22 protein-coding genes are annotated in these 21,215 nt (G+C 69.0%); 7 read left to right on the top strand and 15 right to left on the bottom strand.

Annotated elements, in window-relative coordinates:
• The first annotated feature begins 225 nt into the window (after positions 1 to 225).
• Positions 226 to 2,127 carry an AMP-dependent synthetase/ligase gene (locus tag FE633_RS33560; RefSeq protein ID WP_138048938.1) on the top strand — a complete coding sequence of 634 codons (1,902 nt, stop codon included), beginning with the start codon at positions 226 to 228 and terminating at the stop codon, positions 2,125 to 2,127.
• 51 nt (positions 2,128 to 2,178) lie between these two features.
• Complete coding sequence (locus tag FE633_RS33555) at positions 2,179 to 3,024, top strand: class I SAM-dependent methyltransferase (protein WP_246113958.1); 846 nt, start codon at positions 2,179 to 2,181, stop codon at positions 3,022 to 3,024.
• Here the strand turns inward: FE633_RS33555 and FE633_RS33550 are convergent.
• Both FE633_RS33550 and FE633_RS33545 read right to left on the bottom strand, forming a co-directional pair.
• The gene (locus FE633_RS33550; RefSeq protein ID WP_138048937.1) at positions 3,001 to 3,315 is read right to left on the bottom strand and encodes an AzlD domain-containing protein; all 315 of its coding nucleotides are present in this window, start codon (positions 3,313 to 3,315) and stop codon (positions 3,001 to 3,003) included. The two genes, FE633_RS33555 and FE633_RS33550, sit on opposite strands and share 24 nt — an antisense overlap.
• Positions 3,312 to 3,998 carry an AzlC family ABC transporter permease gene (locus tag FE633_RS33545; RefSeq protein WP_138048936.1) on the bottom strand — a complete coding sequence of 229 codons (687 nt, stop codon included), beginning with the start codon at positions 3,996 to 3,998 and terminating at the stop codon, positions 3,312 to 3,314. Before FE633_RS33545 ends, FE633_RS33550 begins: the two co-directional genes overlap by 4 nt.
• 135 nt (positions 3,999 to 4,133) lie before the next feature.
• Between FE633_RS33545 and FE633_RS33540 the strand changes: the two genes are divergently transcribed.
• On the top strand, positions 4,134 to 4,730 hold the full coding sequence (locus FE633_RS33540) for a helix-turn-helix domain-containing protein (protein ID WP_138048935.1): 597 nt from the start codon (positions 4,134 to 4,136) through the stop codon (positions 4,728 to 4,730).
• Between the two features lie 158 nt (positions 4,731 to 4,888).
• Here the strand turns inward: FE633_RS33540 and FE633_RS33535 are convergent, their stop codons facing one another.
• Positions 4,889 to 5,092 (bottom strand): cold-shock protein, encoded by a 204-nt coding sequence (locus FE633_RS33535; protein WP_033319512.1) that lies wholly within the window; start codon positions 5,090 to 5,092, stop codon positions 4,889 to 4,891.
• Positions 5,093 to 5,435: 343 nt separating this feature from the next.
• Here FE633_RS33535 and FE633_RS33530 point away from each other — a divergent pair, with 343 nt between their 5' ends.
• Complete coding sequence (locus FE633_RS33530) at positions 5,436 to 6,287, top strand: menaquinone biosynthetic enzyme MqnA/MqnD family protein (protein ID WP_138048934.1); 852 nt, start codon at positions 5,436 to 5,438, stop codon at positions 6,285 to 6,287.
• A gap of 67 nt (positions 6,288 to 6,354) precedes the next feature.
• A complete protein-coding gene (locus FE633_RS33525; protein ID WP_138048933.1) occupies positions 6,355 to 8,145 on the top strand; it encodes a serine/threonine-protein kinase in 1,791 nt (596 codons plus the stop codon).
• On the opposite strand, the gene FE633_RS33520 is transcribed toward FE633_RS33525, so the two are convergent.
• From FE633_RS33520 to FE633_RS33510, 3 genes are all read right to left on the bottom strand, one after another.
• Entirely contained in the window at positions 8,138 to 8,764 is a 627-nt protein-coding gene (locus FE633_RS33520; protein WP_138048932.1) for a hypothetical protein, read from the bottom strand. The genes FE633_RS33525 and FE633_RS33520 overlap by 8 nt on opposite strands.
• Before the next feature lie 65 nt (positions 8,765 to 8,829).
• Positions 8,830 to 9,453, bottom strand: a complete 624-nt coding sequence (locus FE633_RS33515; protein WP_138048931.1) for a hypothetical protein — start codon at positions 9,451 to 9,453, stop codon at positions 8,830 to 8,832.
• Between the two features lie 46 nt (positions 9,454 to 9,499).
• Positions 9,500 to 14,164, bottom strand: a complete 4,665-nt coding sequence (locus tag FE633_RS33510) for an FtsK/SpoIIIE domain-containing protein (RefSeq protein ID WP_138048930.1) — start codon at positions 14,162 to 14,164, stop codon at positions 9,500 to 9,502.
• Positions 14,165 to 14,434: 270 nt separating this feature from the next.
• Between FE633_RS33510 and FE633_RS33505 the strand changes: the two genes are divergently transcribed.
• Complete coding sequence (locus FE633_RS33505; protein WP_119100364.1) at positions 14,435 to 14,740, top strand: WXG100 family type VII secretion target; 306 nt, start codon at positions 14,435 to 14,437, stop codon at positions 14,738 to 14,740.
• A gap of 282 nt (positions 14,741 to 15,022) precedes the next feature.
• Here the strand turns inward: FE633_RS33505 and FE633_RS33500 are convergent, their stop codons facing one another.
• The 9 genes from FE633_RS33500 to FE633_RS47490 form a co-directional block, all read right to left on the bottom strand.
• Complete coding sequence (locus tag FE633_RS33500; RefSeq protein WP_138048929.1) at positions 15,023 to 15,361, bottom strand: helix-turn-helix domain-containing protein; 339 nt, start codon at positions 15,359 to 15,361, stop codon at positions 15,023 to 15,025.
• Positions 15,362 to 15,802: 441 nt separating this feature from the next.
• Positions 15,803 to 16,444 carry a hypothetical protein gene (locus FE633_RS33495; RefSeq protein WP_138048928.1) on the bottom strand — a complete coding sequence of 214 codons (642 nt, stop codon included), beginning with the start codon at positions 16,442 to 16,444 and terminating at the stop codon, positions 15,803 to 15,805.
• A 40-nt stretch (positions 16,445 to 16,484) separates the two neighbouring features.
• Positions 16,485 to 17,117: a hypothetical protein gene (locus FE633_RS33490; RefSeq protein WP_171060217.1), complete on the bottom strand. Its 633-nt coding sequence runs from the start codon at positions 17,115 to 17,117 to the stop codon at positions 16,485 to 16,487.
• Positions 17,104 to 17,517 carry a hypothetical protein gene (locus tag FE633_RS33485; protein WP_138048927.1) on the bottom strand — a complete coding sequence of 138 codons (414 nt, stop codon included), beginning with the start codon at positions 17,515 to 17,517 and terminating at the stop codon, positions 17,104 to 17,106. The genes FE633_RS33490 and FE633_RS33485 overlap by 14 nt, the downstream gene beginning before the upstream one ends.
• Positions 17,518 to 17,582: 65 nt before the next feature.
• Positions 17,583 to 18,929, bottom strand: a complete 1,347-nt coding sequence (locus FE633_RS33480; protein WP_246113957.1) for a spectrin repeat-containing protein — start codon at positions 18,927 to 18,929, stop codon at positions 17,583 to 17,585.
• Positions 18,926 to 19,225 (bottom strand): hypothetical protein, encoded by a 300-nt coding sequence (locus FE633_RS33475; RefSeq protein WP_138048926.1) that lies wholly within the window; start codon positions 19,223 to 19,225, stop codon positions 18,926 to 18,928. Before FE633_RS33475 ends, FE633_RS33480 begins: the two co-directional genes overlap by 4 nt.
• 375 nt (positions 19,226 to 19,600) lie before the next feature.
• On the bottom strand, positions 19,601 to 19,909 hold the full coding sequence (locus FE633_RS33470) for a helix-turn-helix domain-containing protein (RefSeq protein WP_138048925.1): 309 nt from the start codon (positions 19,907 to 19,909) through the stop codon (positions 19,601 to 19,603).
• 243 nt (positions 19,910 to 20,152) lie between these two features.
• Complete coding sequence (locus FE633_RS33465) at positions 20,153 to 20,485, bottom strand: hypothetical protein (RefSeq protein WP_138048924.1); 333 nt, start codon at positions 20,483 to 20,485, stop codon at positions 20,153 to 20,155.
• Positions 20,482 to 20,631, bottom strand: a complete 150-nt coding sequence (locus FE633_RS47490; RefSeq protein WP_171060213.1) for a hypothetical protein — start codon at positions 20,629 to 20,631, stop codon at positions 20,482 to 20,484. Before FE633_RS47490 ends, FE633_RS33465 begins: the two co-directional genes overlap by 4 nt.
• 328 nt (positions 20,632 to 20,959) lie before the next feature.
• On the opposite strand from FE633_RS47490, the gene FE633_RS33455 reads away from it, so the two are divergent.
• A complete protein-coding gene (locus FE633_RS33455; protein WP_138048922.1) occupies positions 20,960 to 21,187 on the top strand; it encodes a GntR family transcriptional regulator in 228 nt (75 codons plus the stop codon).
• Positions 21,188 to 21,215 lie beyond the last annotated feature (28 nt).

Raw genomic sequence — 21,215 nt, 5'->3', positions numbered from 1 at the left:
CCGGCGACTGTGAATGTTGTGGAGGGTGGTGTCGCCGCTGGTGAAGAGGGTTCGGCCGACGCCTCCCGCGTACGTCGGGCCGCGTATGTTGAATGCGTCGACTCCCACTGAACGCCGGCCCGACCAGCCCCGTAGCACCCATGGGGACCCGTGGGGGGACCACCCCTTGTGATGCGTGATGCCGACTCCGAACCCCCCAAAGGCATGACGACAAGGAGCCGCCCGATGTCACCCAAGAAGGCCTCCAGCCCCGCGCCCGCGCTCGTCGAGCCGGAGATCAAGCGCCTGGACGGCGTCGTCCGGGAGGCGGCGGTGCCGCCCCTCGTCGCGCCGGTCACCTACGGTTCCCTCGCGGACATCCCGTTCGACAACGCGAGCGCGGTGCCCGGCGATGTCGTACTGAGCCGCAAGGGGCCGGACGGCGACTGGGTGGATGTGACGGCGAACGCGTTCGCCGACGAAGTGCTGGCCGTGGCGAAGGGGTTGATCGCCGAGGGGCTGATGCCGGGCGACCGGCTCGCCATCATGGCGCGTACGACGTACGAGTGGACGCTGCTGGACTTCGCCGCGTGGGCGGCCGGTCTGGTCACCGTGCCCATCTATCCGACCTCGTCCGTCTTCCAGACCCGCTGGATCCTCCAGGACTCCGGAGCCGTCGCGCTCGCCGTCGAGGGTGTCGGGCAGGCCGCCGCGCTGGGCCCGGAGCGGGAGCGCATACCGGACCTGCGGCATGTGTGGGTCTTCGAGAAGGGCCATGTCGAGCGGCTCGCCGAGCTGGGGCAGAACGTCCCGGACCAGGAAGTGTCCGTACGGCGCGGGGTGTTGGGCCCCAACACCCTGGCCACGGTCATCTACACCTCCGGCACGACCGGCCGCCCCAAGGGCTGCGCACTGTCCCACGGGAACTTCTTCGCCGAGATCGACAACGCCATCGAACTCCTCTACCCCGCGTTCAGGTCCCACACCGACGAGGCGGCGTCCATCCTCCTCTTCCTCCCCCTCTCGCACGTCTTCGGCCGCATGATCGCGATCGCCTGCCTGCGCGCACGCGTCAGACTGGGCCACGCCCCAAGTATCGGGTCGACGGAACTCCTCTCCGACCTGGCCTCCTTCAAGCCGACGTGCCTCGTGGCCATCCCGTACGTCCTGGAGAAGGTCTTCAACACCGGCCGCGCGACCGCCGAACGCATGGGCCGCGCCTCGTCCTTCGACCGCGCGGCGCGCATCGCCCGCTCCTACGGCGAGGCCGTCGAGGCCAGGCAGCACGGCATCGGTCCGGGCCCGGCCCGCTCCCTCCGCGCCGCCCGAGCCCTCTACGACCCCCTCGTCTACCGCCGCATCCGCAAGGCCCTGGGCGGCCGCGTCCGTTACGCCATCTGCGGCGGGTCCCCGCTGGGCCGAAGCCTGGGAGCCTTCTTCGCGGGCGCGGGCATAGAGATCTTCGAGGGCTACGGCCTCACGGAGTCGACGGCCGCCGCGACGGTCACCCCGCCCCTCAAACCCCGCCTCGGCACCGTGGGCTGGCCCATCCCGGGAACCAGGGTCCGTATCGCCGCGGACGGAGAGATCCTGCTGAACGGGGGAAACGTCTTCCGCGGTTACTGGGATCCGTACGCGGGCGGCGTCGTCCCCGCCGCGCCCGACGGCTGGTTCGCGACGGGCGACATCGGTGAACTGGACGACGAGGGCTACCTGACGATCACCGGCCGCAAGAAGGAAATCCTGATCACGGCGGGCGGCAAGAGTGTGGCTCCGGCCCCGCTGGAAGACTGGCTCCGCGCCCACCCCCTGATCGCCCAGTGCATGGTCCTGGGCGACGGCCGGCCGTTCGTCGGCGCCCTGCTCACCCTCGACCCGGACGGCATCAACCACTGGCGCCAGATGAACCGCAAACACGCGGTCCCCGTGGAACTCCTCGTCGACGACGACGACCTGCACGCCGTCCTCCAACGAGCCGTCGACGAGGCCAACAAGCTCGTCTCACGACCGGAGTCGATACGAGGCTTCGCCATCCTGCCGGGGACCTTCACGGAGGAGGCGGGACATCTGACACCGACGATGAAGCTGCGACGGGACGCGATCATGCGGGATTTCGCGGGGCAGATCGAGGAGCTTTACGCGCGATAGGCCAGGCGGCGAACGGGGTCACCTGGGCCATACGTCATTACGCTGAGCGGCGTGACGGACGACTCCTCGGCGGCCTCGGTGGCCTCGGTGGCGGGCTTCTACGATCGGCTCGCCTCGGACTATCACCTCATCTTCGCCGACTGGGACGCCTCCATGTCCCGGCAGGGCCAAGCCCTGAACGCGATCATCCGTGTCCACCGTGGTGACGACCGCCCCGCCGATGTCCTCGACTGCTCCTGCGGCATCGGCACCCAGGCGATCCCGCTCGCCCGACACGGCCACCACGTGACCGGCACCGACATCAGCGCCTCGGCGGTCGCTCGCGCGGCACGGGAGGCGACCGCGAGGGAGGTCCGACTGCCCACGGCGGTCGCGGACATGAGAAGGCTCCCGTTCGCCGACGCCCGGTTCGACGTCGTCGTGTGCGCCGACAACTCCCTGCCCCACCTGCTCACGGAGGGGGACGTACACACGGCGCTCGCGGAGATGCGACGCGTGCTCCGCCCCGACGGACTGGTGATCATCAGCACCCGTCCGTACGACGAGATCCTCCGGAACCGACCGGCGTCGACCCCACCACAACTCGGGCCGGCCTCCGGCGGCCGTTCGACCATCACCTTCCAGCTGTGGCACTGGCACGACGACGGCGAACACTACGACTTGGAGCACTTCCAGCTCGTACCCGACCGAACAGAGGGCGAGGGCTGGGACGTACGGGTCCGCCGTGCCACCTACTGGGCCCTCACCCAACGGCGGTTGACCGGCTTCGCCACGGAGGCGGGGTTCGCGGAATCCACCTGGCTCCCGCCCGAGGACACCGGCTTCTTCCAGCCCGTCCTCACGGCCGTCGTCCGGGCGGCCCCCGGCCCGGACTCAGGCCACCCCGACCGCCCGTAGCACCGCCGTCGTCGCGGCCGCGCCCAGTACGACGATCACGAACGGGGCCCGGCGCCACGCCAGTACCGCGCCCACCAGGACCCCGGCCGGCCGCGCCCACCCGGCGAACCCCTGCGCCTCCATCAGCGCGCCCGTCGCCAGCAGGGCGACCAGCAGCACCAGGGCCCCGGAGGACAGCAGCTCCTGAACCCTGCCCGGGAGTTCGACCCGTCCGTGCAGCAGCGGGCCGACCAGCCGGAAGGCGTACGTACCCACCGCGAGCGCGACGATGGCGGCGGCGGCCGGGTTCATGAGGTCCTGCCGGGCGTCGGCGTGAGCAGCCCGGCCGGCGCCAACAGCACCGGCACCCCGGCGGGCACGAACGGCGTCACCGCCAGCGCCAGCACGGACCCGGTCACCGCGGCGCGCCGTACACCCGAGGAGCCCTCCCGCAGCGCGGGCAGCACGAGGGCGACCAGCACAGCCGGGAACGCCGCGTCCAGCCCGTACGTCCCCGTGTCGCCGATCGCGCTCCCGGCCAGAGCCCCGACCAGCACGCACACGTTCCACACCACGTACAGCCCGAACCCGGAGATCCAGTAGGCGGCCCGCCGCCGCTCCGGATCGGGCTGGGCGAGGGCGAAGGCGACCGTCTCGTCGGTGACGAGGTGGGCGCCGACGAGACGCGAGAGACGCCCCCGGCCGAGTACGTCGGCAACGGCGAGACTGTAGGCGGCGGTGCGGGTGTTGAGCAGCAGCCCCGTGGCCGCCGCCGCGACCGGCCCGCCCCCGGCCAGCAGCACGCCCACCGTGCTGAACTGGGCGGAGCCCGCGTACACGACCAGGGACATCACCACGGGCACCCAGACGGGCAGCCCGCCGGCTACGGCGATCGCACCGAACGAGACACCGACGACACCGCTGGCGAGGCAGACGAGGGCCACGTCCCGCAGGAGTTCCGGAGGGGCGGTGGGTGTTCGGAGTGGCGAACGCATGTTTTCTAGAATGGACAGGAGGGCCGGTGTTCGTCAAGGCGAACAATCGGTCCGCCAGGGCGAACGCTCAATGAGCGCTCACCGAACGCCTACCGAACAAGATCTTGGCCACACCAACAGAGAAGGCCCGTAGACATGCCCGACGGCGACCCCTCTCCGTCCCACCTCCCGTCTCACCCCCCGTCCCGCCTCCCCCTCGACTGGGTCGCCGCATCCCTGCGGCGTGAACGGACCCGCGCCGGCCTCTCCCTCTCCGAGCTGGCCAAACGCGCCGGTATCGCGAAGTCCACGCTCTCGCAGCTGGAGGCGGCGTCCGGCAATCCGAGCATGGAGACGTTGTGGGCACTGGGTGTCGCGCTCGGCGTACCGTTCAGCGCGCTCGTCGAGCCGCCGGCCCCGGCGGTCCAGGTCATCCGCGCGGGGGAGGGGCCGACGGTCCACTCCGAGCAGGCGAACTACGTGGCGACGCTGCTCTCGGCGAGCCCGCCGGGCGCGCGGCGGGACATCTACCACCTGCGGGTGGAGCCCGGGGCGGCGCGAGAGTCGGAGCCGCACATTCCGGGGACGGTCGAGCACATCATCGTCAGTACGGGGCGGCTGGAGGCGGGGCCGCGCGGTGAGACGGTCGAGCTCGGGGCCGGTGACTACGTGTCGTACCGGGGCGACCTACCGCACAGATACGAGGCGCTGTCGCCGGGGACGACGTTCGTCCTGGTCATGCAGCACATCTAGAGATCGGGACCGGGGACCGGGATCGGCGATCGGTATTCGGTGACAGGAAAGGCAGGAGCCCCGGCATCAGACGGTGCCGGGGCTCCTTGGGTACTGCATCTGTTCCGGATCAGGCAATCAGAGCATTGGGCTCACAAAGGCGAGCCGAAGGCTCGGACTCAGACGGGGGTGACGTTCTCCGCCTGCGGGCCCTTCGGGCCCTGGGTCACGTCGAAGGTGACCGCCTGGTTCTCTTCCAGGGAGCGAAAACCGCTCGCGTTGATCGCGGAGTAGTGGACGAAGACGTCGGGGCCTCCGCCTTCCTGGGCGATGAAGCCAAAGCCCTTTTCGGCGTTGAACCACTTCACGGTTCCGGTAGCCATAAGCCCTCCTTGGGCCCAAAGGGTTGCCCTGCTCCAGAACCAGCGATTGTGTAAACAACTGCATTCGTCTGAAAACGACGAGAGCCCGCGGTCACATGCTCCGCAGGCTCTGTACTGCAAGGGAAACCAAACTGCAACTTGCGGCGAGCCTAGCACGCAGGCAGCCGAAAGCAATAGAGGGCAAGATCACGTCACCCGGAAGTTTGAACAGGTCACCGGATGGGTTGACGTCGCGGTGTCGCGAGGCTTGACACAGGAGGTCGAGGAGGTTTCCGGAAATCCCGCTTCACCACTCCGCGACCCTGAAGCCTGCACCGTACCGCATGGGGGCTAGCCTCGCGATGTGGACAATTCTCGCACCCGGCCGCGCGTCGGCCACATCCAGTTCCTGAACTGCCTGCCCCTGTACTGGGGGCTCGCACGCACGGGAACGCTTCTCGACTTCGAGCTCACCAAGGACACCCCGGAGAAGCTCAGCGAGCGGCTGGTGCAGGGCGACCTCGACATCGGGCCCATCACGCTCGTCGAGTTCCTCCGGCACGCCGACGAACTGGTCGCCTTCCCCGACATCGCGGTCGGCTGCGACGGCCCGGTGATGTCGTGCGTGATCGTCTCCCAGGTCCCGCTGCGGGACCTGGACGGCGCCAGGGTCGCGCTCGGCTCGACCTCGCGCACGTCCGTACGGCTCGCGCAGCTGCTGCTGGCCGAGCGGTTCGGCGTACGGCCTTCGTACTACACCTGCCCGCCCGACCTCGCCCTGATGATGCAGGAGGCCGAAGCCGCCGTCCTCATCGGGGACGCGGCCCTGCGCGCCAATCTGCACGACGGGCCGCGGTACAACCTCGCCGTGCACGACCTGGGCGCGCTGTGGAAGGAGTGGACGGGACTGCCGTTCGTCTTCGCGGTCTGGGCGGCCCGGCGCGAGTACCTGGAGCGCGAGCCGGTCGTCACGCGCAAGGTTCACGAGGCGTTCCTCGCCTCCAGGGACCTCTCCCTGGAGGAGGTCGCCAAGGTGGCCGAGCAGGCGGCGCGTTGGGAGGCCTTCGACCAGAGCGTCCTGGAGCGCTACTTCACGACGCTCGACTTCCGGTTCGGCGGGCCGCAGTTGGAGGCCGTCACGGAGTTCGCGCGGCTGGTGGGGCCGACGACCGGCTTCCCGGCGGATGTGAAGGTGGATCTGCTGGCGCCGTCATAGGGAGGGGGCAGGCGTACGGCACTACCCTGCTGGGGGAGTGGAGCGCGTCCGGGGGAGGCACAACGCCATGCAGCCGCTCGAAGTCGGCGAACCCACCGTCGTGGGGCCCTACCGGCTGCTCGGCCGGCTCGGCTCGGGCGGGATGGGCCGGGTCTATCTGGGCCGCAGCGCGGGCGGGCGTACCGTCGCGGTCAAGATCGTGCATCCGCACTTCGCGCTCGACGAGGAGTTCCGTGCGCGGTTCCGCCGCGAGGTCGAGGCGGCGCGTCGGGTGGGTGGCGCGTACACGGCGCCGGTGCTCGACGCCGACCCGGACGCATCGGTGCCCTGGGTGGCGACCGCGTACGCGGCCGGCCCCTCGCTCACCGCGGCGGCCGCGGACGCCGGCCCGCTTCCGGAACATTCCGTACGGGTCCTCGGCGCGGGTCTCGCGGAGGCGCTGACCGCGGTGCACGGCCTGGGGCTCGTACACCGTGACGTCAAGCCCTCGAACGTACTCCTGACCCTCGACGGCCCACTGCTCATCGACTTCGGCATCGCCCGCGCGAGCGACGGCACGGCGTCCCTCACCTCGACCGGCGTCTCCATCGGCTCTCCCGGCTACATGTCCCCCGAGCAGATCCTCGGCAAGGGCGTCACGGGCGCGGCCGACGTCTTCTCGCTGGGCGCGGTACTCGCGTACGCGGCCACGGGGGAGCCCCCCTTCCGCGGGGACTCCTCGGCCGCCCTGCTCTACAAGGTCGTGCACGAGGAGCCCGAACTCGATTCCCTGGCGGGGGAGTTGCGGGACGTGGTCACGGACTGCCTCTCGAAGGATCCGGACGGGCGCCCGTCCCCGACCTCGCTCGCCGCGCGACTCGCGCCGGAGGGGGCGGCACGGCTGGTGGCGGCGGGGTGGCTGCCGGGGCCGTTGGTGGAGCAGGTCAGCCGGAGTGCGGTGCAGTTGCTGAACCTTGAGGCGGCGGGGGCGGGGGAGGCGGCGCCTTCGGGGGTGGTGGGGTTCAGCAGTCCCGCGGTGACCGGGGACGCGGCGGTCGGCGGGTCTGCTCCGGCGGGGGTCTTCGGGCCGCCCGACCCTTCGTACGCGCCGACGTACGTCCCGGAGCCACGTGAGGCCGACGGACCAGGGGCGGGATCGGGGCCCGGATCCACTCCCGCTCCCGCGCCCGTCAACGCTTCTGATCCTGCGCCCGTTTCCGTTTCTGATCCCGTTTCCGTATCTGATGCCGCGCCCGCGCCCGCGCCTGCTCCCGCTCCCGTTCCCGGGAAGCTGTCGGTCAGCGTGGCGGCGACTTCCGCACCGGGGGCCAACGGCCGTGGGCGAAGGCTGAGTTGCACGGTGGCGCTGGCGGTCGCGGGGGCGTTGGCGGCGGTGACGATCGGCTCGGCTTTCATGTTCGACCTGTTGCCGGGCGGAGGTTCGAACGGGCCGGAGGCGAACGACACGGCGACGAGGCCGACCACCAGCGCCTCCTCGAGCAGCGACGATCCGGCCGCCGGTGAGCCCACGATTCCCCAGCCCTACCTCGGCACTTGGGAGGGCGACGGCGTCGCCCTCAAGGGCACCCTCCCCATGGGTACGTTCCGCGTCACCGTCCGCCAGGCCGCCGTGGGCGAGGAGTTCGGCACGTTCCGCCAGACCGACCTGATCGGCGGCCACTGCGACGCCGTACTCATCCTGAAGAAGGCCACTTCCAAGCAACTCGTCGCCACCAGCGTCGCCAAGAAGTCCGACGACGCCGTGTGCACGGCGGGACGCCACGAGGTACGGCTGACTCCCGTCGGGGGCGACCTGAAGTACGAGACGGACAACTCGGAGGCGGGAGATCCGGTGGCGCGGATGAACAAGGTCAAGTAGATGGCTGGGCAGGTGAGTTGGCATCGGACGCGGGCCGCCGTCGGCGGTACAGGAAGCGCACGCCGAGCACGGCCGCGCCCGCCGACAGCGCCGTGGCCCAGATGATGGCCCAGACGTAGGGATACTCCTCGCGGAGCCAACAGGGGCCGCCCTCGCTGTAGCACTCCATGCCGCGATTGCGCCTCTTGGGCCGCATCGCCGTGAACAGCACGATGGCGAGCACAGCGGCCAGGGCGTGACCGGGCAGCGAGGCGGCGATCCACTTGAGTGAACGGACCTTGTTCTCGGGCCACGTCACCCGCGTCAGCGTGCCGACGAGAGCGGCGACGGCCAGGACGACCAGGAGCCCGGTGGTCGCGGCCACGCCGTACGGGCCTCCGGGCCAGGCGAGAGCGATGTCGCCCCAGACCACTTCCGGGCCCCAGAAGATCGCCACGAGACAGAGCCCGCAGATCTCCGCGGTGACGGTGACGACGACCAGCCACCGAAGAACCGCATCCCACTTCACCCTCGGCTGCCGCTCAGGAGACGGCGACACGGTCACCCGCCCCCGCACCCGCTCGTACCGCAACGCGGTCCCCGCGGCCCGCCGCCGCTTGGGCCTGGCCGACCCGCTCACTCGTCCCTCCCCGTCCACCACTGCCGCAACACGGTCCCACCCGAATGAAGGTCAAGCAGGCAAGGTCAAGCAGCCGAAGGCTCCGCCGGCGTCTTGCCGCCGTACCGCTTCTCGCATACCTGGTACAGCGAGATGAGCAGCAGCGTGCTCAGCACCGTTCCGGCCAGGCCGACCAGCCATACGTACGGATAGTGCGTGCTGATCCAGCAGTACTCGCCCACAGACGAGCAATAGCCGTGGCGGTGGCTGCGCTTGGGGCGGAGCGACTGCATGGCGACGGCAACCGCCATCACGGCCACGGCAGCGCCCGGAAGGGCCGCGCCGGCGAAGAGCAGCGCGCGGGCCCTGTGCCGCCTCCAGTGGGCACCCATGCGCCACAGCGCACGCATCATCAACACCAGCGCCACGGGCAGCACCGCGCCGACGGTCACCGCGAAGCCGTATCCCTCACCGGGCCAGCCCGGCGCCACCTCGCGCCACAGCTCGCCGGCCCAGGCGATCGGGCCCAGCACGAACACGACGGCCACGGCGGTGAAACCGACGAGGATCGCGACCCCGCGGGCGGTGCCACGCAGGATGTCCCCGAGGCGGCGGGGCGTCCGGGGCCGGGCCGGCCGCCCCCGCGCGTGCTCGTACCGCAACGCGGCCCCCGCAGCCCGCCTCCGCTTCGGCTTGGCCGATCCGCTCACAGCTCCCCCTGCGGTACCAGAACCAACTGTCCGTCACCAGCTCCTGTCAGACCGGAACCGTGACCGTGACCGCCTCGCCACTGCCCAGGTGCAACAGGCCCTTGCCGGGGGTGACCGGGCCGCCGACCATGCTGCGGGTCGTGCGGATGCCGATCAGTTCGCCGGCGCCGGAGTCCTGCGGGGAGAGCAGGAGGCCGCGGCGGCCCTTCTTCGCCTCGACCTGCCAGCCCGAGAAGCCGCCGCAGACCTCTTCCTCGTCGCCACCGATGACCAGCGCGAGACCGCGGTCGGCGCCACGCTGGACGAGGCGCTTCAGCTCGCGCTCGCAGTCGCAGTCCTCGAGGACCTCGCCGTCGTCGACGATGACGACGATGGGCTCCTCGGGGGACGCCGACTCGATCGCCTCGTTGAAGTCGTCGCTCTCGATGTCGTCGTCCGTGAAGACCTTCAACACGCCGTCCCGGTCCGCGAGTTCACGCAGGGGCGACGGGCGCGGGGCCGCGATGACGAGACGTACGCCCTGAAGGAGGTACGAACGCGCCAGGTTGAGCAGCGCCGTGGAACGGCCCGACTTGGCCGGGCCCGCGACGACGAACGTCGGTACGCCCTGCGCGAGATCGGGGCCGAACGCCATGATGTCGTCGCCGCCGATACCGGCCAGACCCCACAGCTTCGTCTGCGCGACCGCCGGGTCCCGCATCTCCCAGGCCTCGTCGAAACCGATGCGGGAGGGCAGTACGTCCACCCGGAAGGGGCGCAGGTCGCGCGGGATCCCCGCATCGCGGGCCGTGGCCGCCTCGCCGATCGCGGCGAGCGCCGCGGCCTGCCCCTGACCCGTCACATCGTCGGTGAGCAGCGCGAACTGCGTCTCGGTGCCCGCCTCGTTCTTGAAGCCGCGCCCGGGCGGGATCTCCTCGGGCACCTTGCGCGCGTTGATACCGAGCATCGAGAAGTCGCTGCGGTCGGCGAGTCGCAGACCGTACTTCTCCTCCGTCAGCGAGGCCATCCGGCCGAGCAGCACCTGCCGGTCACCGGTGACGATCAGATGGATGCCGACGCTCGCTCCCTCACGCATCATCGTCTGCAACTCGTCCGTCAGCTCACCGTGGTTGTACTCGCCGAGCGTCGGCAGCCAGCCCTCCCACCGGTCGAGCAGCAGGACGAGATGCGGCAGCCGCTCGTCCTCGGCGGCGGACGCCCGCTGCTCGCCGATGTCCGCGAACCCCTTCTCGGACAGCAGGTCCTGACGTCGCGTCAACTCGCCCTTGAGACGCGTGACCAGCCGTACGGCCCGCTCCGTCTGGTTACGGGCGACCACCGCACCGCAGTGCGGCAGCCGCGTCAGGGCGTTGAGCGCGCCGTTGCCGCAGTCGATGCCGTAAATGTGCACGTCCGCCGACGAGTTCGTGCGGGCGAGGGAGCCGGCGATGGTCCGCAGGATCTGCGAACGGCCGCTGCGCGGCGCACCGCCCACGATCAGATGCCCGAAGGAGGAGAAGTCGACGACGACCGGGCGGCGGGCCTGGTCGGAGGGCAGGTCCTCGACGCCGTACGGGGCCGGGGGCAGCTTGCCCGGCGTCAGAGCGGCGACCGCAGGGACCTCGACCTCGTCGAGCAGCAGCGTCTCGGAGAGCGCGGGCAGCCAAGGGCTGTGCTGGGCGGGGATACCGAGCGAGCTGTTGGCGTCGCGGACCGCGTCCACGAGCACCTTGAGGTCGGTGATCTCCTCCTCCTCGCGCGCCTCGGCCTTGGGCTTGACCAGCGCGGCCCGCCCCAGGTCCTCCCAGGCCAGCGGACCGGCCCAGGGGGCGAGTACCTGCGGATCGGCGGCACCTGGCCGCCGCCCGCCGACGCGTCCCGACTGGAACGGCACGAGCGAGGCATGCCCGAGACGGACGTACGCCCGACCCGGTGTGCTCTTGCTGATGTGTCCGGCCTCGGGCGAGTCGATGACGTCGCTCGACTCGCCGCCGTCCGTCACGCGCAGCGCGATCCGGAGGTTGGTGTTGGCGCGGATCTCGGGAGACACGACACCACTCGGCCGCTGGGTGGCGAGGAGCAGGTGGATACCGAGCGAACGGCCCCGCTGGGCGATGTTGACGAGACCCGTCACGAAGTCCGGCAGGTCACGCACCATCGAGGCGAACTCGTCGATGACGATGAGGAGTCGGGGCACGGGCGCGTGCGACGGATCGCGCCGTACGAGGTCCTGGTAGTCCTCGATGTCCTTGGCGTCGGCGGCCGCGAGGATGTGCTCGCGCCGCTTCAGCTCGGCGCCGAGCGACTCCAGGGCGCGCTCGACGAGGTGCGCGTCGAGGTCGGTGACCATACCGACGGTGTGCGGCAGCTTGACGCAGTCCTTGAACGCCGAGCCACCCTTGTAGTCGACGAGCACGAACGTCATGTTCTCGGGGGTGTTGGCCACCGCGAGAGCCGCCACGATGGTCTGCAGCAGCTCCGACTTACCGGAACCGGTCGTACCCGCGATCAGACCGTGCGGCCCGTCCTTGCGCATGTCGATGCCGAAGGGGCCGTCGTACGACTCGCCGATGACCGCCATCGTCGACTGTCCGCCCATCCGCCAGCGCGCGGTGATCGCGTCGCTGGTCGGCGGCTCCAGCTGCAGCACGTCGAGCAGCCGGCTGGAGCCCGGCAGCGCCGAGTCCTCGGACTCACCGCTGATGTCACGGATGGGGGAGAGGGAACGGGAGAGCCGCGCGCACCAGGCCGGCGACACGAAGTCCGGCCGTACGTTCTTGACCCGGGCCGTGCCCGTCTGCTCGACGCGCAACCGCAGTTCGAGCGCCTTCTGCGTGCCCGCCTGCTGGTCGTCGGCCTCGGTGGCGTGCCAGGCCTGGAAGGAGGGGAAGCCGCCGGGCGCCGCCGCCTGCGCGCTCGTGCTCGCGGCGGTCTGAGAGGTGGTGTGCTCCTGCGGCTTCGGCTCCGCGATCACGATGGCCTGGCACTCGCCGGGCAGGAACCGTTCCTCGGAGTCGAGGCATATCGCGTACATGCTGACGGCCGGGCCCTCACGCAGCAGCCGTACCACCCCTGGCATGGACCGCAGACGCCGCGAACCATCCCAGATGACGACGATGTCCGGGTCGGTGAAACTTGTTGGGCGGCCATTCTGCTTGGCCGCCTTCTGGCGGCCGTCGAGGAGCTGGGTCAGCTCGCCGATGCGGGCGCCGACGGTCTCGGCGTCCGTACCGATGAGGACGTTGGCGTCCTGCGCGCCGGACGGCCGCGAGTGCGGCAGCCACCTCACCCAGTCCCAGCCGGGCTGGGCACTGTTCTCCGTCAGGACATAGAACTGCACGTCCAGCGGGCTGTGCAGGACAGCCGCCTGCGCGACGACCCAACGCCCCAGCGCCTGCGCCGAGTCGCCGGGTCCCGCGATGCCGACGACACCGCGCTCGCACAGCGGCAGCGCGACCGGGGCGTCCTCGATCTTCCAGGTGACCTCGCGCTTGTGGTCGTCCTGCTCGGGGTCGTCGAGCACGACCTCGGAGGGCAGTTGACCGGTGCCGACGCGCAGCAGCAGGTGGTCGGGGTCGGTGCGCCGCCGCTCCCACAGTCGCGTACGGGGCCCGGTGCTCATCGACAGCACGGTCGCCGGATCGGGAACGGCCTGCCGCCGGTCGAGCCGCTCGGCTACGAGAGCGTCCTGCGCATCCTTCTCGATCCGCTCCTTGTGCTCCTTGTGCTCCTTGACCTGCTTCGCATGGGACTTGCGCCCGTGCTTCTTGTCCATGAAGTAGTTGCCGAAGAGGATCAGCGGGCTCAGCAGCGCCATGATCAGGTAGTACCAGCGCTGGAAGATCAGTACGGAGACGAGGGCACCGACGAGCGGGGTCAGCGCCATCAGCCAGGGCAGCGGCCGGGCCTCGAAGTCACGGGGCGGGGCGGGCAGCTTGAACCTGGTCTGACGCTCCGGCGGCTGGAGCCGGGGCGGGCGGTTGTAGTCGAGGCCGGTGCCGTCCTCGGACCACTTGAGCGCGGCGTTCGGCGGGGAGTAGCGGTCGAGTTCGAGCAGGGTGTTGCCTACGGCGATCTGGGCGCCGAGGGGCCAGTCGGTGCCGTCGAGAGGCTCCCCGTCGAGGGTGACGCCTCTGTTGTCCTTGTCCTTACCCTTGTTGCCCCTGTCACCCTTCTCGTCCTTGCCGTCCTTGCTGTCCCTGTCGCGCTGATCGAGCAGCTCGCGCTGGTCGTCCTTGAGTTTCCCCTGTAGGGCGACTTGGCAGGTTCCGTCCGTTGCGATTGACAACGTCAGTGCGCGGGCGGGGAGTTCGGGGTCGTCGATGCGGATGGCGGACGCGGGTCCGCTGCCGATGTCGTACCGGCCTATCCCCAGCCGGTGCACGGCGCCCGCGGCGGGCCCGCTCGCGACCCGCAACTCGACGAGGCCGGTGGGTTCGCCGGGCAGACAGCCGGCGGGGTCGTGCAGACTGACGACGGCGCCCTCGCGCAGCGGGGAGGTCCCGATGGTGGCGTTCGGGTCCACGGGATGGCCGTCCACGTACGCGACGGGCGCTCCGCTGCTCGCCGCCTGGTGCTGCCCGATGGGAATGATCTGGGCCCCACCGCTGTAACCGACGTGCGCGGCCAGCTCTTTCGCGATGTCCCCCAACGAGGACTCAGGATCCGCGTCGAGCACCACGTCGGCGTTGGCGCCGCCGAGCGGATCGACGACGGTCAGAGTCAGGCGCACGATCGTCCTCCCCGTAAACCCTGTGACCCGTCCGTGGCCGCCTCCGGCCGCGGATCCCAGTGGTCACCGAACTGTGCAGTGACGATATCCGTTCCATGCTTCCCATGGGCAACGGCGTATGTGCCGGTTCCCTGGAGGCTCTTGACGGATCCGGGGTGTGCTCCTGCAAGCGTCCTGCGTAAGCTGCTGGCCCAGGCGGATGATCGCATCGTTCGCATCAGGAGCCACGGGGGTAGGCCCTGCGGCACGTCGAGTTACGGAGGACGCCACATGGCCGGCGGCAAAGACGCAGATATCACATATGACGAGATGCACAAGGCGGCTACCAAGCTGACCGACGCCAAGGACAAGATCGACGAGAAGCTGGACGCGCTCGAGCGCTACATCCAGGGCCTCGTCAAGGACGGCTACACCACCCGCAAGGGTTCGCAGGCCTTCGAGGACGCCTTCACCGAGTTCAAGAAGGGCGCGAAGGACACGATCGACGGCCTGACCGGCATGTCCAAGTTCCTCACGAACGCCGCGAAGGCATACGAGGACCTGGACCAGGAGCTGGCGAAGGGCGTCAAGGGCTAGTACTCGATTGGCGCTGCCTTGGGTTGGGCTCGGCCTCGGGTTGGGCTCGGCCTCAGGTCGGGCTTTCTCGGCTGTCCGGTGCGGTGGGGTGCGATTGCGCTCTGCCGCACCGGTTTGCGTTGGGCGGGCAGTATCGCTGTTCGGAGGGGCTGCTCCTCGATGGTCTGGGACGGGAAAGGTACCGAATGAGTCCGACCGAAAATGTCCCGTCGGAAGGCCCGCCAGATCCGCGAGAAACGTGGTCTGCGACATCCCGGTCGCCTTCGCCATCGACCGCGTCGACTAGTGGGTGTCGCCCTTCGGCGGCGCCGACTCCAGCGTCCTGACCACGACTTGCTCGACCTGGTCATCGCTGACCGTGCGGGGCCGGCCCCGACGCGGCTCGTCCACCAGCCCCTCCAGCCGGTGTTGAAGGAAGCGGCGGCGCCACTTGGAGACCATGTCCCGCGAGACCCTCAACTCTGTGGCCACCGCGGTGACCGTCCCGCCCTGCGCGCAGGGCAGGATGATCCGCGAGCGCACGGCCAGGGCCTGCGCCGTCTTACGACGGCGTACCCATCCGCGCAGCACCCGCCGTTCCTCGGCGGGCAGTTCCAAGGGCTCAAGCTTCGGACTCGGCATCCGCTCACACTGCAGACTGCCGACGAATTAACGACTCAGAACACTAGCTGAAAACCGAACGCCCAGATGCCGGGGAAGCGCCTGGATGCCCAGGCGCCGCTCAGTGAAACTCCGGGCGAAGTCACCCCGGTGCCCCTAATCGCCGGGCTGCCGCGTCTGGTTGCGAGCAGGGGCATTGTCCGGCGGGCTCGGGTGGTTCACGTCTGTTCTCTGAGCCAGAGGCTTCTGGCGAAGTCGTCGATGGCATCGAAGGAGGCTTCGAGGAGGGCAGAGTCGGCGTCAGTCTCGACGATCATCATTCGTAATTACGGGCCTTCCGAACCACCTGCTTCAGTTCTTTCGTGAGCTGGAGCCGCGCCTCGGGGATGTCATCCTTTGGGAAACCGGCAGGGAGTTGAGACACGGATTTCCGTACGATTCGCTATTCCCCGACAGAGTCGCTCAATGAGCCGCCCCAGGAAGCCGGAGCGTCCGCGCGAAGTCGTCCAGGGCTTCCATTGCCGCTGCGATCACTTCCGGATCGTCGTGGTGCCCGCGGAGGCAGACGTCGGGGAGGCCGGGCGCGGTGTGCCAGTGGTACGTCACCGAGGTCATCATGATGGTGCGGTCCACGGGGTAGGAGCGTGTGACCCGGACCCCGTCCGAGCCCAGGTACGGGGAGGCGAAAGCGACGCTGCCGGTTCGCTGCTGCCACTCGGGGATCTCCGGGTGCGGCACCGTGAGCGCGGCGATTCCCTCGCAGGAGGCCGCGTCGGGGGCCTGGCAGTGGAAGCGGGTGGCGTGCATCACCAGCGGCATGAGCTGCAGTGGAACGGCGTGGTAGATGAATGCCTCGTCGGCCTGAAGCTTGTCCCGGAGCGTCACCAGCGTCTGCTCGTAGAAGTTCTTGTGGAACTTGCGGAGTTTGCGGGTGAGTTCGATGCCTTGGACCATGGCGATGCCGGTCAAGTGCAGGTCCAGCCACTCCTTGAAGTTCGCTTTGTCGATCTGGAGGTGGAGATAGCCCCAGAGGTCGGGGTTGGCATCCGTGTCGATGGGGAGCGGGGTGCCGAGGTCGGTGCTCCACAAGGTGCCGTCGGACATGAGGGGTCTCTTTCGTCGGGGGCGCGGGTGGGGGGAGCCTTCAGGCATAGCTCCAGCGGAACGTGCCCATCACGGCGTCGAACAGCTCCACGAGGGCGTCGGTGAATGCCGGATCCGAGTCGGGCGCGATCAGAGCGCTGAAGGAGAAGGTGAGGTACTTGTCGGGGGTGCTGTCCGGGACCGGCACGAAGTACTCGACCCGGCGGTGCGCGACCTCGATGCCCTGTGAGGTGCTGGCGGGGACTTCTCGTTCCGAGCGCAGGGCCGCGGTGTGGTCGAGCTCCCGCATCTCGGTTCCGGGGGTCTCGGAGGCGAGCGCCATCAGGACCGCTTCCGGCCCGCTGTCGGGCCTGACACGCGGGATTTCGATCGGTTCGGAGGCGACGATCGAGACGGGCAGGGTGATGCCGTGGAGGCGTTCGGTGGGGAGGTAGAGGGTGAGACCTCCCTTGGAACGGGCCCTGCGGACGACCTTCTTCATCTCCTTGGCGAGCTTCAGCCGGGCCTGCGGAATGTCGTCCTTGGGAAAGCCGACGGGCAGCTGCGCGACGGCCTTGCGGATGACGTGGTCCACCGCTTCGTCGGTGCCCTGGCGAAGCGGAATGGTGTCCCAGCCGGGCGGCGGGACCAGGTTGAAGCCGGCCGGGGCCCGGCGGTGCTCAGCGGTGGTCACGGCGCTCCTTGATTCCTTCCACGACAAAGGCGAGACCGACGAAGAGCGCCCACGCCGGTGCGGCGAAGATGCCCGGCCAGAATCCGAGGAGCATCGAGGGCAGGAAGAAGCCGCCGCCCATGGCGAGATCCCGTGTGAGGTAGGGCGGGCGGTCGTCGTACCGGGGGTACTTCACGAAGACCCAGACGAAGTGTAGGAGGCAGCCGATGATCCCGGCCTTATAGACGTTAAGCACGTCGTTCCTCAGGGACTGCGGCACTAGGAACAAGATCCCGAACACCGGAAAGACCAGGGGCATTCCGATGAACAGGGTCAGCCGGAGCCGACGGTTGGGGCCGGTGCCTAGTCCGGTGCGGGCCGCTTCCGCCTCGGCGATGCGCCGGGCCGAGTTCAGGTCCATGGTCGTTCCTCAGGGGTGAATGCGGACGGGGCAGTGGGTACTCCGTCCCCGGGGAATCCGCCTCGTTACCAGTGGGTGTCGGCGGCGGGCTTCAGGGTGTTGTCCTTCCAGTCGGAGTACCCCTCGTTGTACGGCTTCTCGCCGGTCCATTCCTTGGTCACGCTCGTAAAGTCGCTCTTGCCAAGCGACTTGTCCATGACGTCCATCCCCATGCCGGTCCAGGCGACGCCGAGGCTCACCTGGTAGGACTTGTACGCCTTGTCCGCGGCGGCCCCCGAGGCCTCAGGGAAGACGGACTTGTTCGCCTGCAACATCTTCGCCATGCCGGCCATCTCCTTGTCGCCGAGGTGCGCCAGCGTCGACAGCTTGCTGACCGGCAGCGGCTCCTTGGCTACCAGGCCGGCGTTCTGGGAGATGGACTTGCGCATGGCGTTACGGGCCGCACCGACGGCATTCTGCCCCGGTCCTTTCGGCATTTTGGTCATCGCCCGCCCCATGTCGTCCATGACGCCCTTGACGCCGCTGAGCCCTCTGCTCAGGCCGGCGGTCCGGGCGGCCTGAGCAGCGCCCACAGTGGCCTTGGCGCCGCTGGCAAGCTTCGCCGCGGCCCCAAGGCCACCCACCACGAGCAGCCCACCCACGACGTCGAAGATGACATCCGTCCAGGAGGCGTCGCCGGATGCCACCAGAAGGAGTCTGAGTCCGATCGTGAGCACCGCGATGCCCAGGACGAGCAGGTTCAGACCGGGAATGGCCAGCGCCAGGAAGCCAGCAAACGTCGCCACCCAGCCGAGAACATCGATGAAGGCCTTGATCGCGTCCGCGTTGTCGTGGACCCAGCCCTTGATGTTGTCCCACGACGAGTCTTCGATGACGTCGTCGATCTCGTCCTTGATCTTGCCTGCGTGGTGGTTGGCGCGGGTGTCGCGGTCGCCGGTGATGGTGTCCAGCTGGTTCCGGTATGTCCGTAGGGGGTCGTGGTCGGTTCCACTGTCGGATGGCTTGGGAGAGTCCTTGTCGCCGGAGTCAGCTCCCTTGGCTTTCTCGGCTTCGACCTCGTCCTGCTTCTCCTTGGCCTGGCGCAGGACGCGGTCGGCGTCGGACTGGAAGTCCTCCAGCTCGTTGGCCCAGGTGGTGAGATGGCCGTGGACGCGCTCGTAGCGACTGGCCACCTCCCGCATGTGCTTCTCCAGGGTGGAGGAGTCCTCGCGCAGGCGCTTGACGTACTTGCCCTTCAACTTGTCCTCGTTGCTGAGGGCCTGGAGATTCTTGGCCTGATCCCGCAGCTTCTTGGCGACCGACACCATGTGGCGGACCTCGGCGCGGATCTCCTCCGGATCGCCCGGTACCGGATCGGATTCGCAGAGCGGCTGCCAGTCGATCGGGCGGCGCTTGGATGTCGCTGTCGTCACTTCTTCTGCTTCTTGTCGTTGACCTTGCTCAGGTCGTCGTCGAGGTCCTTGAACGCCTTCTTGGTGCCGGCCACGAGCTTGCCGACCGACTCGATGCCCTCGATGAGTTTCGTGCGGTAGTCGTCCCAGTTGTCGACGAAATCGCCCATGGCTTCGGCTATCGCACCGGATCCCCAGTGTTCGCGCATGTCGTCGCGGCGGTTCTCGATGTCCTTGAACGTCGTCTTGAGCTGGCGGAGTCTCCGCTCGGACTCCGCGAGGAAATCGAAGTCCACCGTCAGGTCCGGGTCTGCCACTGAGGCCCCTCCCCCTGTGTGTGATCTGGCCGTTCTGCTCTCAGCGGTTGCGGACCTTCGGTGAACGCCGGTCTGTGAACGCGGCAGCAACGGGCAAAGTGCGGCGCTTCAAGTGGACTCCCCGTGAGGCAAAGGTTCAGTCAAGAGTAATGACGGTATCTATGTGGCGATCAGTTTGGCCACAGTGAAGTTCCTTGCACGGCTGGGCGGATGGGGAGGAAGCAGGGCAAGTTGATTGTGCTGCGGCCAGCTTGCACCTGTGCATGTGATGGCTCTGAACGCCGCGTGTGCCTTCGAGTCAGGATATGAGCTGTTGTGTGCCGGGTTCCGTGCGTTGCTTGAGCGACCAGCGCCGCGATGCTGTGATGTGGCCGTTCAGGCCTTGAGGTCCTCGAAGTGGAACTCGGGTTGGGTGTCCGGAGTGAACCGCGCCGCCGACTTGAGAGCCGCGGCCAGTTGTTCCGTGAGTTCGAGAGTCGGGTCGACCCCGCTCGCTTCGATGGAATCGATGTCTGCTTCGGGCATCCCGGCCCGGCGTGCCAGCTCCGATGTGGTCCAGCCCAGTTCCGAGCGCCGGTTGTAGACCGCCTGGGCGAAATCCATCCGCCGCCCCGCGGCGCGGTAAGCGGGGTCTTCGCGGTGCTCGGGCGGGACCTTCCAACTGGTATGGCATCCGCTGCTCATCGCGCCTCCTCGCCCTTACTGCAGACGTCGTGCTCGTCGGACGGAGGGTACTCGGCTGCGGGGGATGACAGATCTGGCAGATGTGTCATCCCCCGCAGCCAACATCCCGCCAGAGACACCCTGGGGTACACGGGCGCGTCTGCGGGAGTGGCGTATTGCCGAGCGTGTGTCGACTGGCGGCGCTACTCGGAGAACCCTCGCCCCGAACAGCCCTCTCACGTGGTACTGGCCGCCCTGGAGGGGTTACTGGTTCTGCGTGGAGGGGTGGCCCGCAGGCGACGTGTGCGGTGCTGGGGCGGGGTGGCTGCCGGCCAGGATTTCGATCTCTCCCCGGTCCTCGGTGACCGCGCCTTGCGCGTTGAGTTTGTAGACGCGGAGGGTGAGGCGGGAGCGGCGGGGGAGGGCTTCCAGGAGTTGGAGTGCGTCGGTCATGGGTGGGTAGTGGTGGGCGCACTCCGGGCAGGCGTAGACGTTGAAGCCGGGGCCCGTGGCCGCGTGGACCTCGTGGACGAGTACCGGTTCGCTCGTCGTGCACTGGCAGCGGGCGCACATCCGTACCGGTGGGCGGCCGTTCACCGGGCGGCCGCCGGGACGCGTACGCCGTGGATGTGGTCGGGCCCTGCGTCGATGCCGAGGGTTGCCAGGTAGAGGGCGTGGCGGCGCTCGCGTTGGCGGCGGCGTTCCAGGTGTGCCTCAGGGGTGCCGAGAAGGTACGGGCGCACCAGGGGGGAGGCCGAGCCGTCAAGTGGTGCGCTGTAGAGGGGGAGTCGGGGGCAGCCGGGTGTTGGAGCGTGTGCTGCGGGGCTCGTTGCTCGATGTCGGCCCCGCGGCTGTGGCGTTAAGCAGGTCAGGATCCATTCGAGGAGTCGGAGGATAGGGTTTCGCATGTCGGCGCTCCTTCGAAGCGTTCGGCCATGCCCCCGGACCGTCCCATCGGTCGCGGGGGTCTGCTGTTGTCTCACCGTAGGCTGACATGTAATCGCCTGTCTATACCTAGGCTATTAAAGGGGCTGCTATGCCTAGCTCCACGTGCCTACGTACAGTTCGCCTGTGTTCGAATTTGACCCCACCAGGCCCAAGTGGCAGCAGATTGCCGAGGTGATCCGCCAGAGGATCGCCAGCGGTGAGTACCCCGTGCGCGGGCTCATCTCCGAGGTGAAGCTGGAGCAGGAGTTCGGCGTTTCCCGGGTTACGGTGCGGAAGGCCACGGCCGCGCTGCGCGAAGAGGGCCTTATTACTACGACCCCCGGCATGGGCTCCTTCGTCGCCGACCGGTGAACGGCCCCTCGGCCCTCATGAAGTGACG

The organism is Streptomyces montanus, assembly GCF_005786655.1.
Taxonomy (GTDB): domain Bacteria; phylum Actinomycetota; class Actinomycetes; order Streptomycetales; family Streptomycetaceae; genus Streptomyces; species Streptomyces sporangiiformans.
The sequence above is the reverse complement of the archived record's forward strand: the minus strand, read 5'-3'. Positions and strand labels throughout refer to the sequence as shown.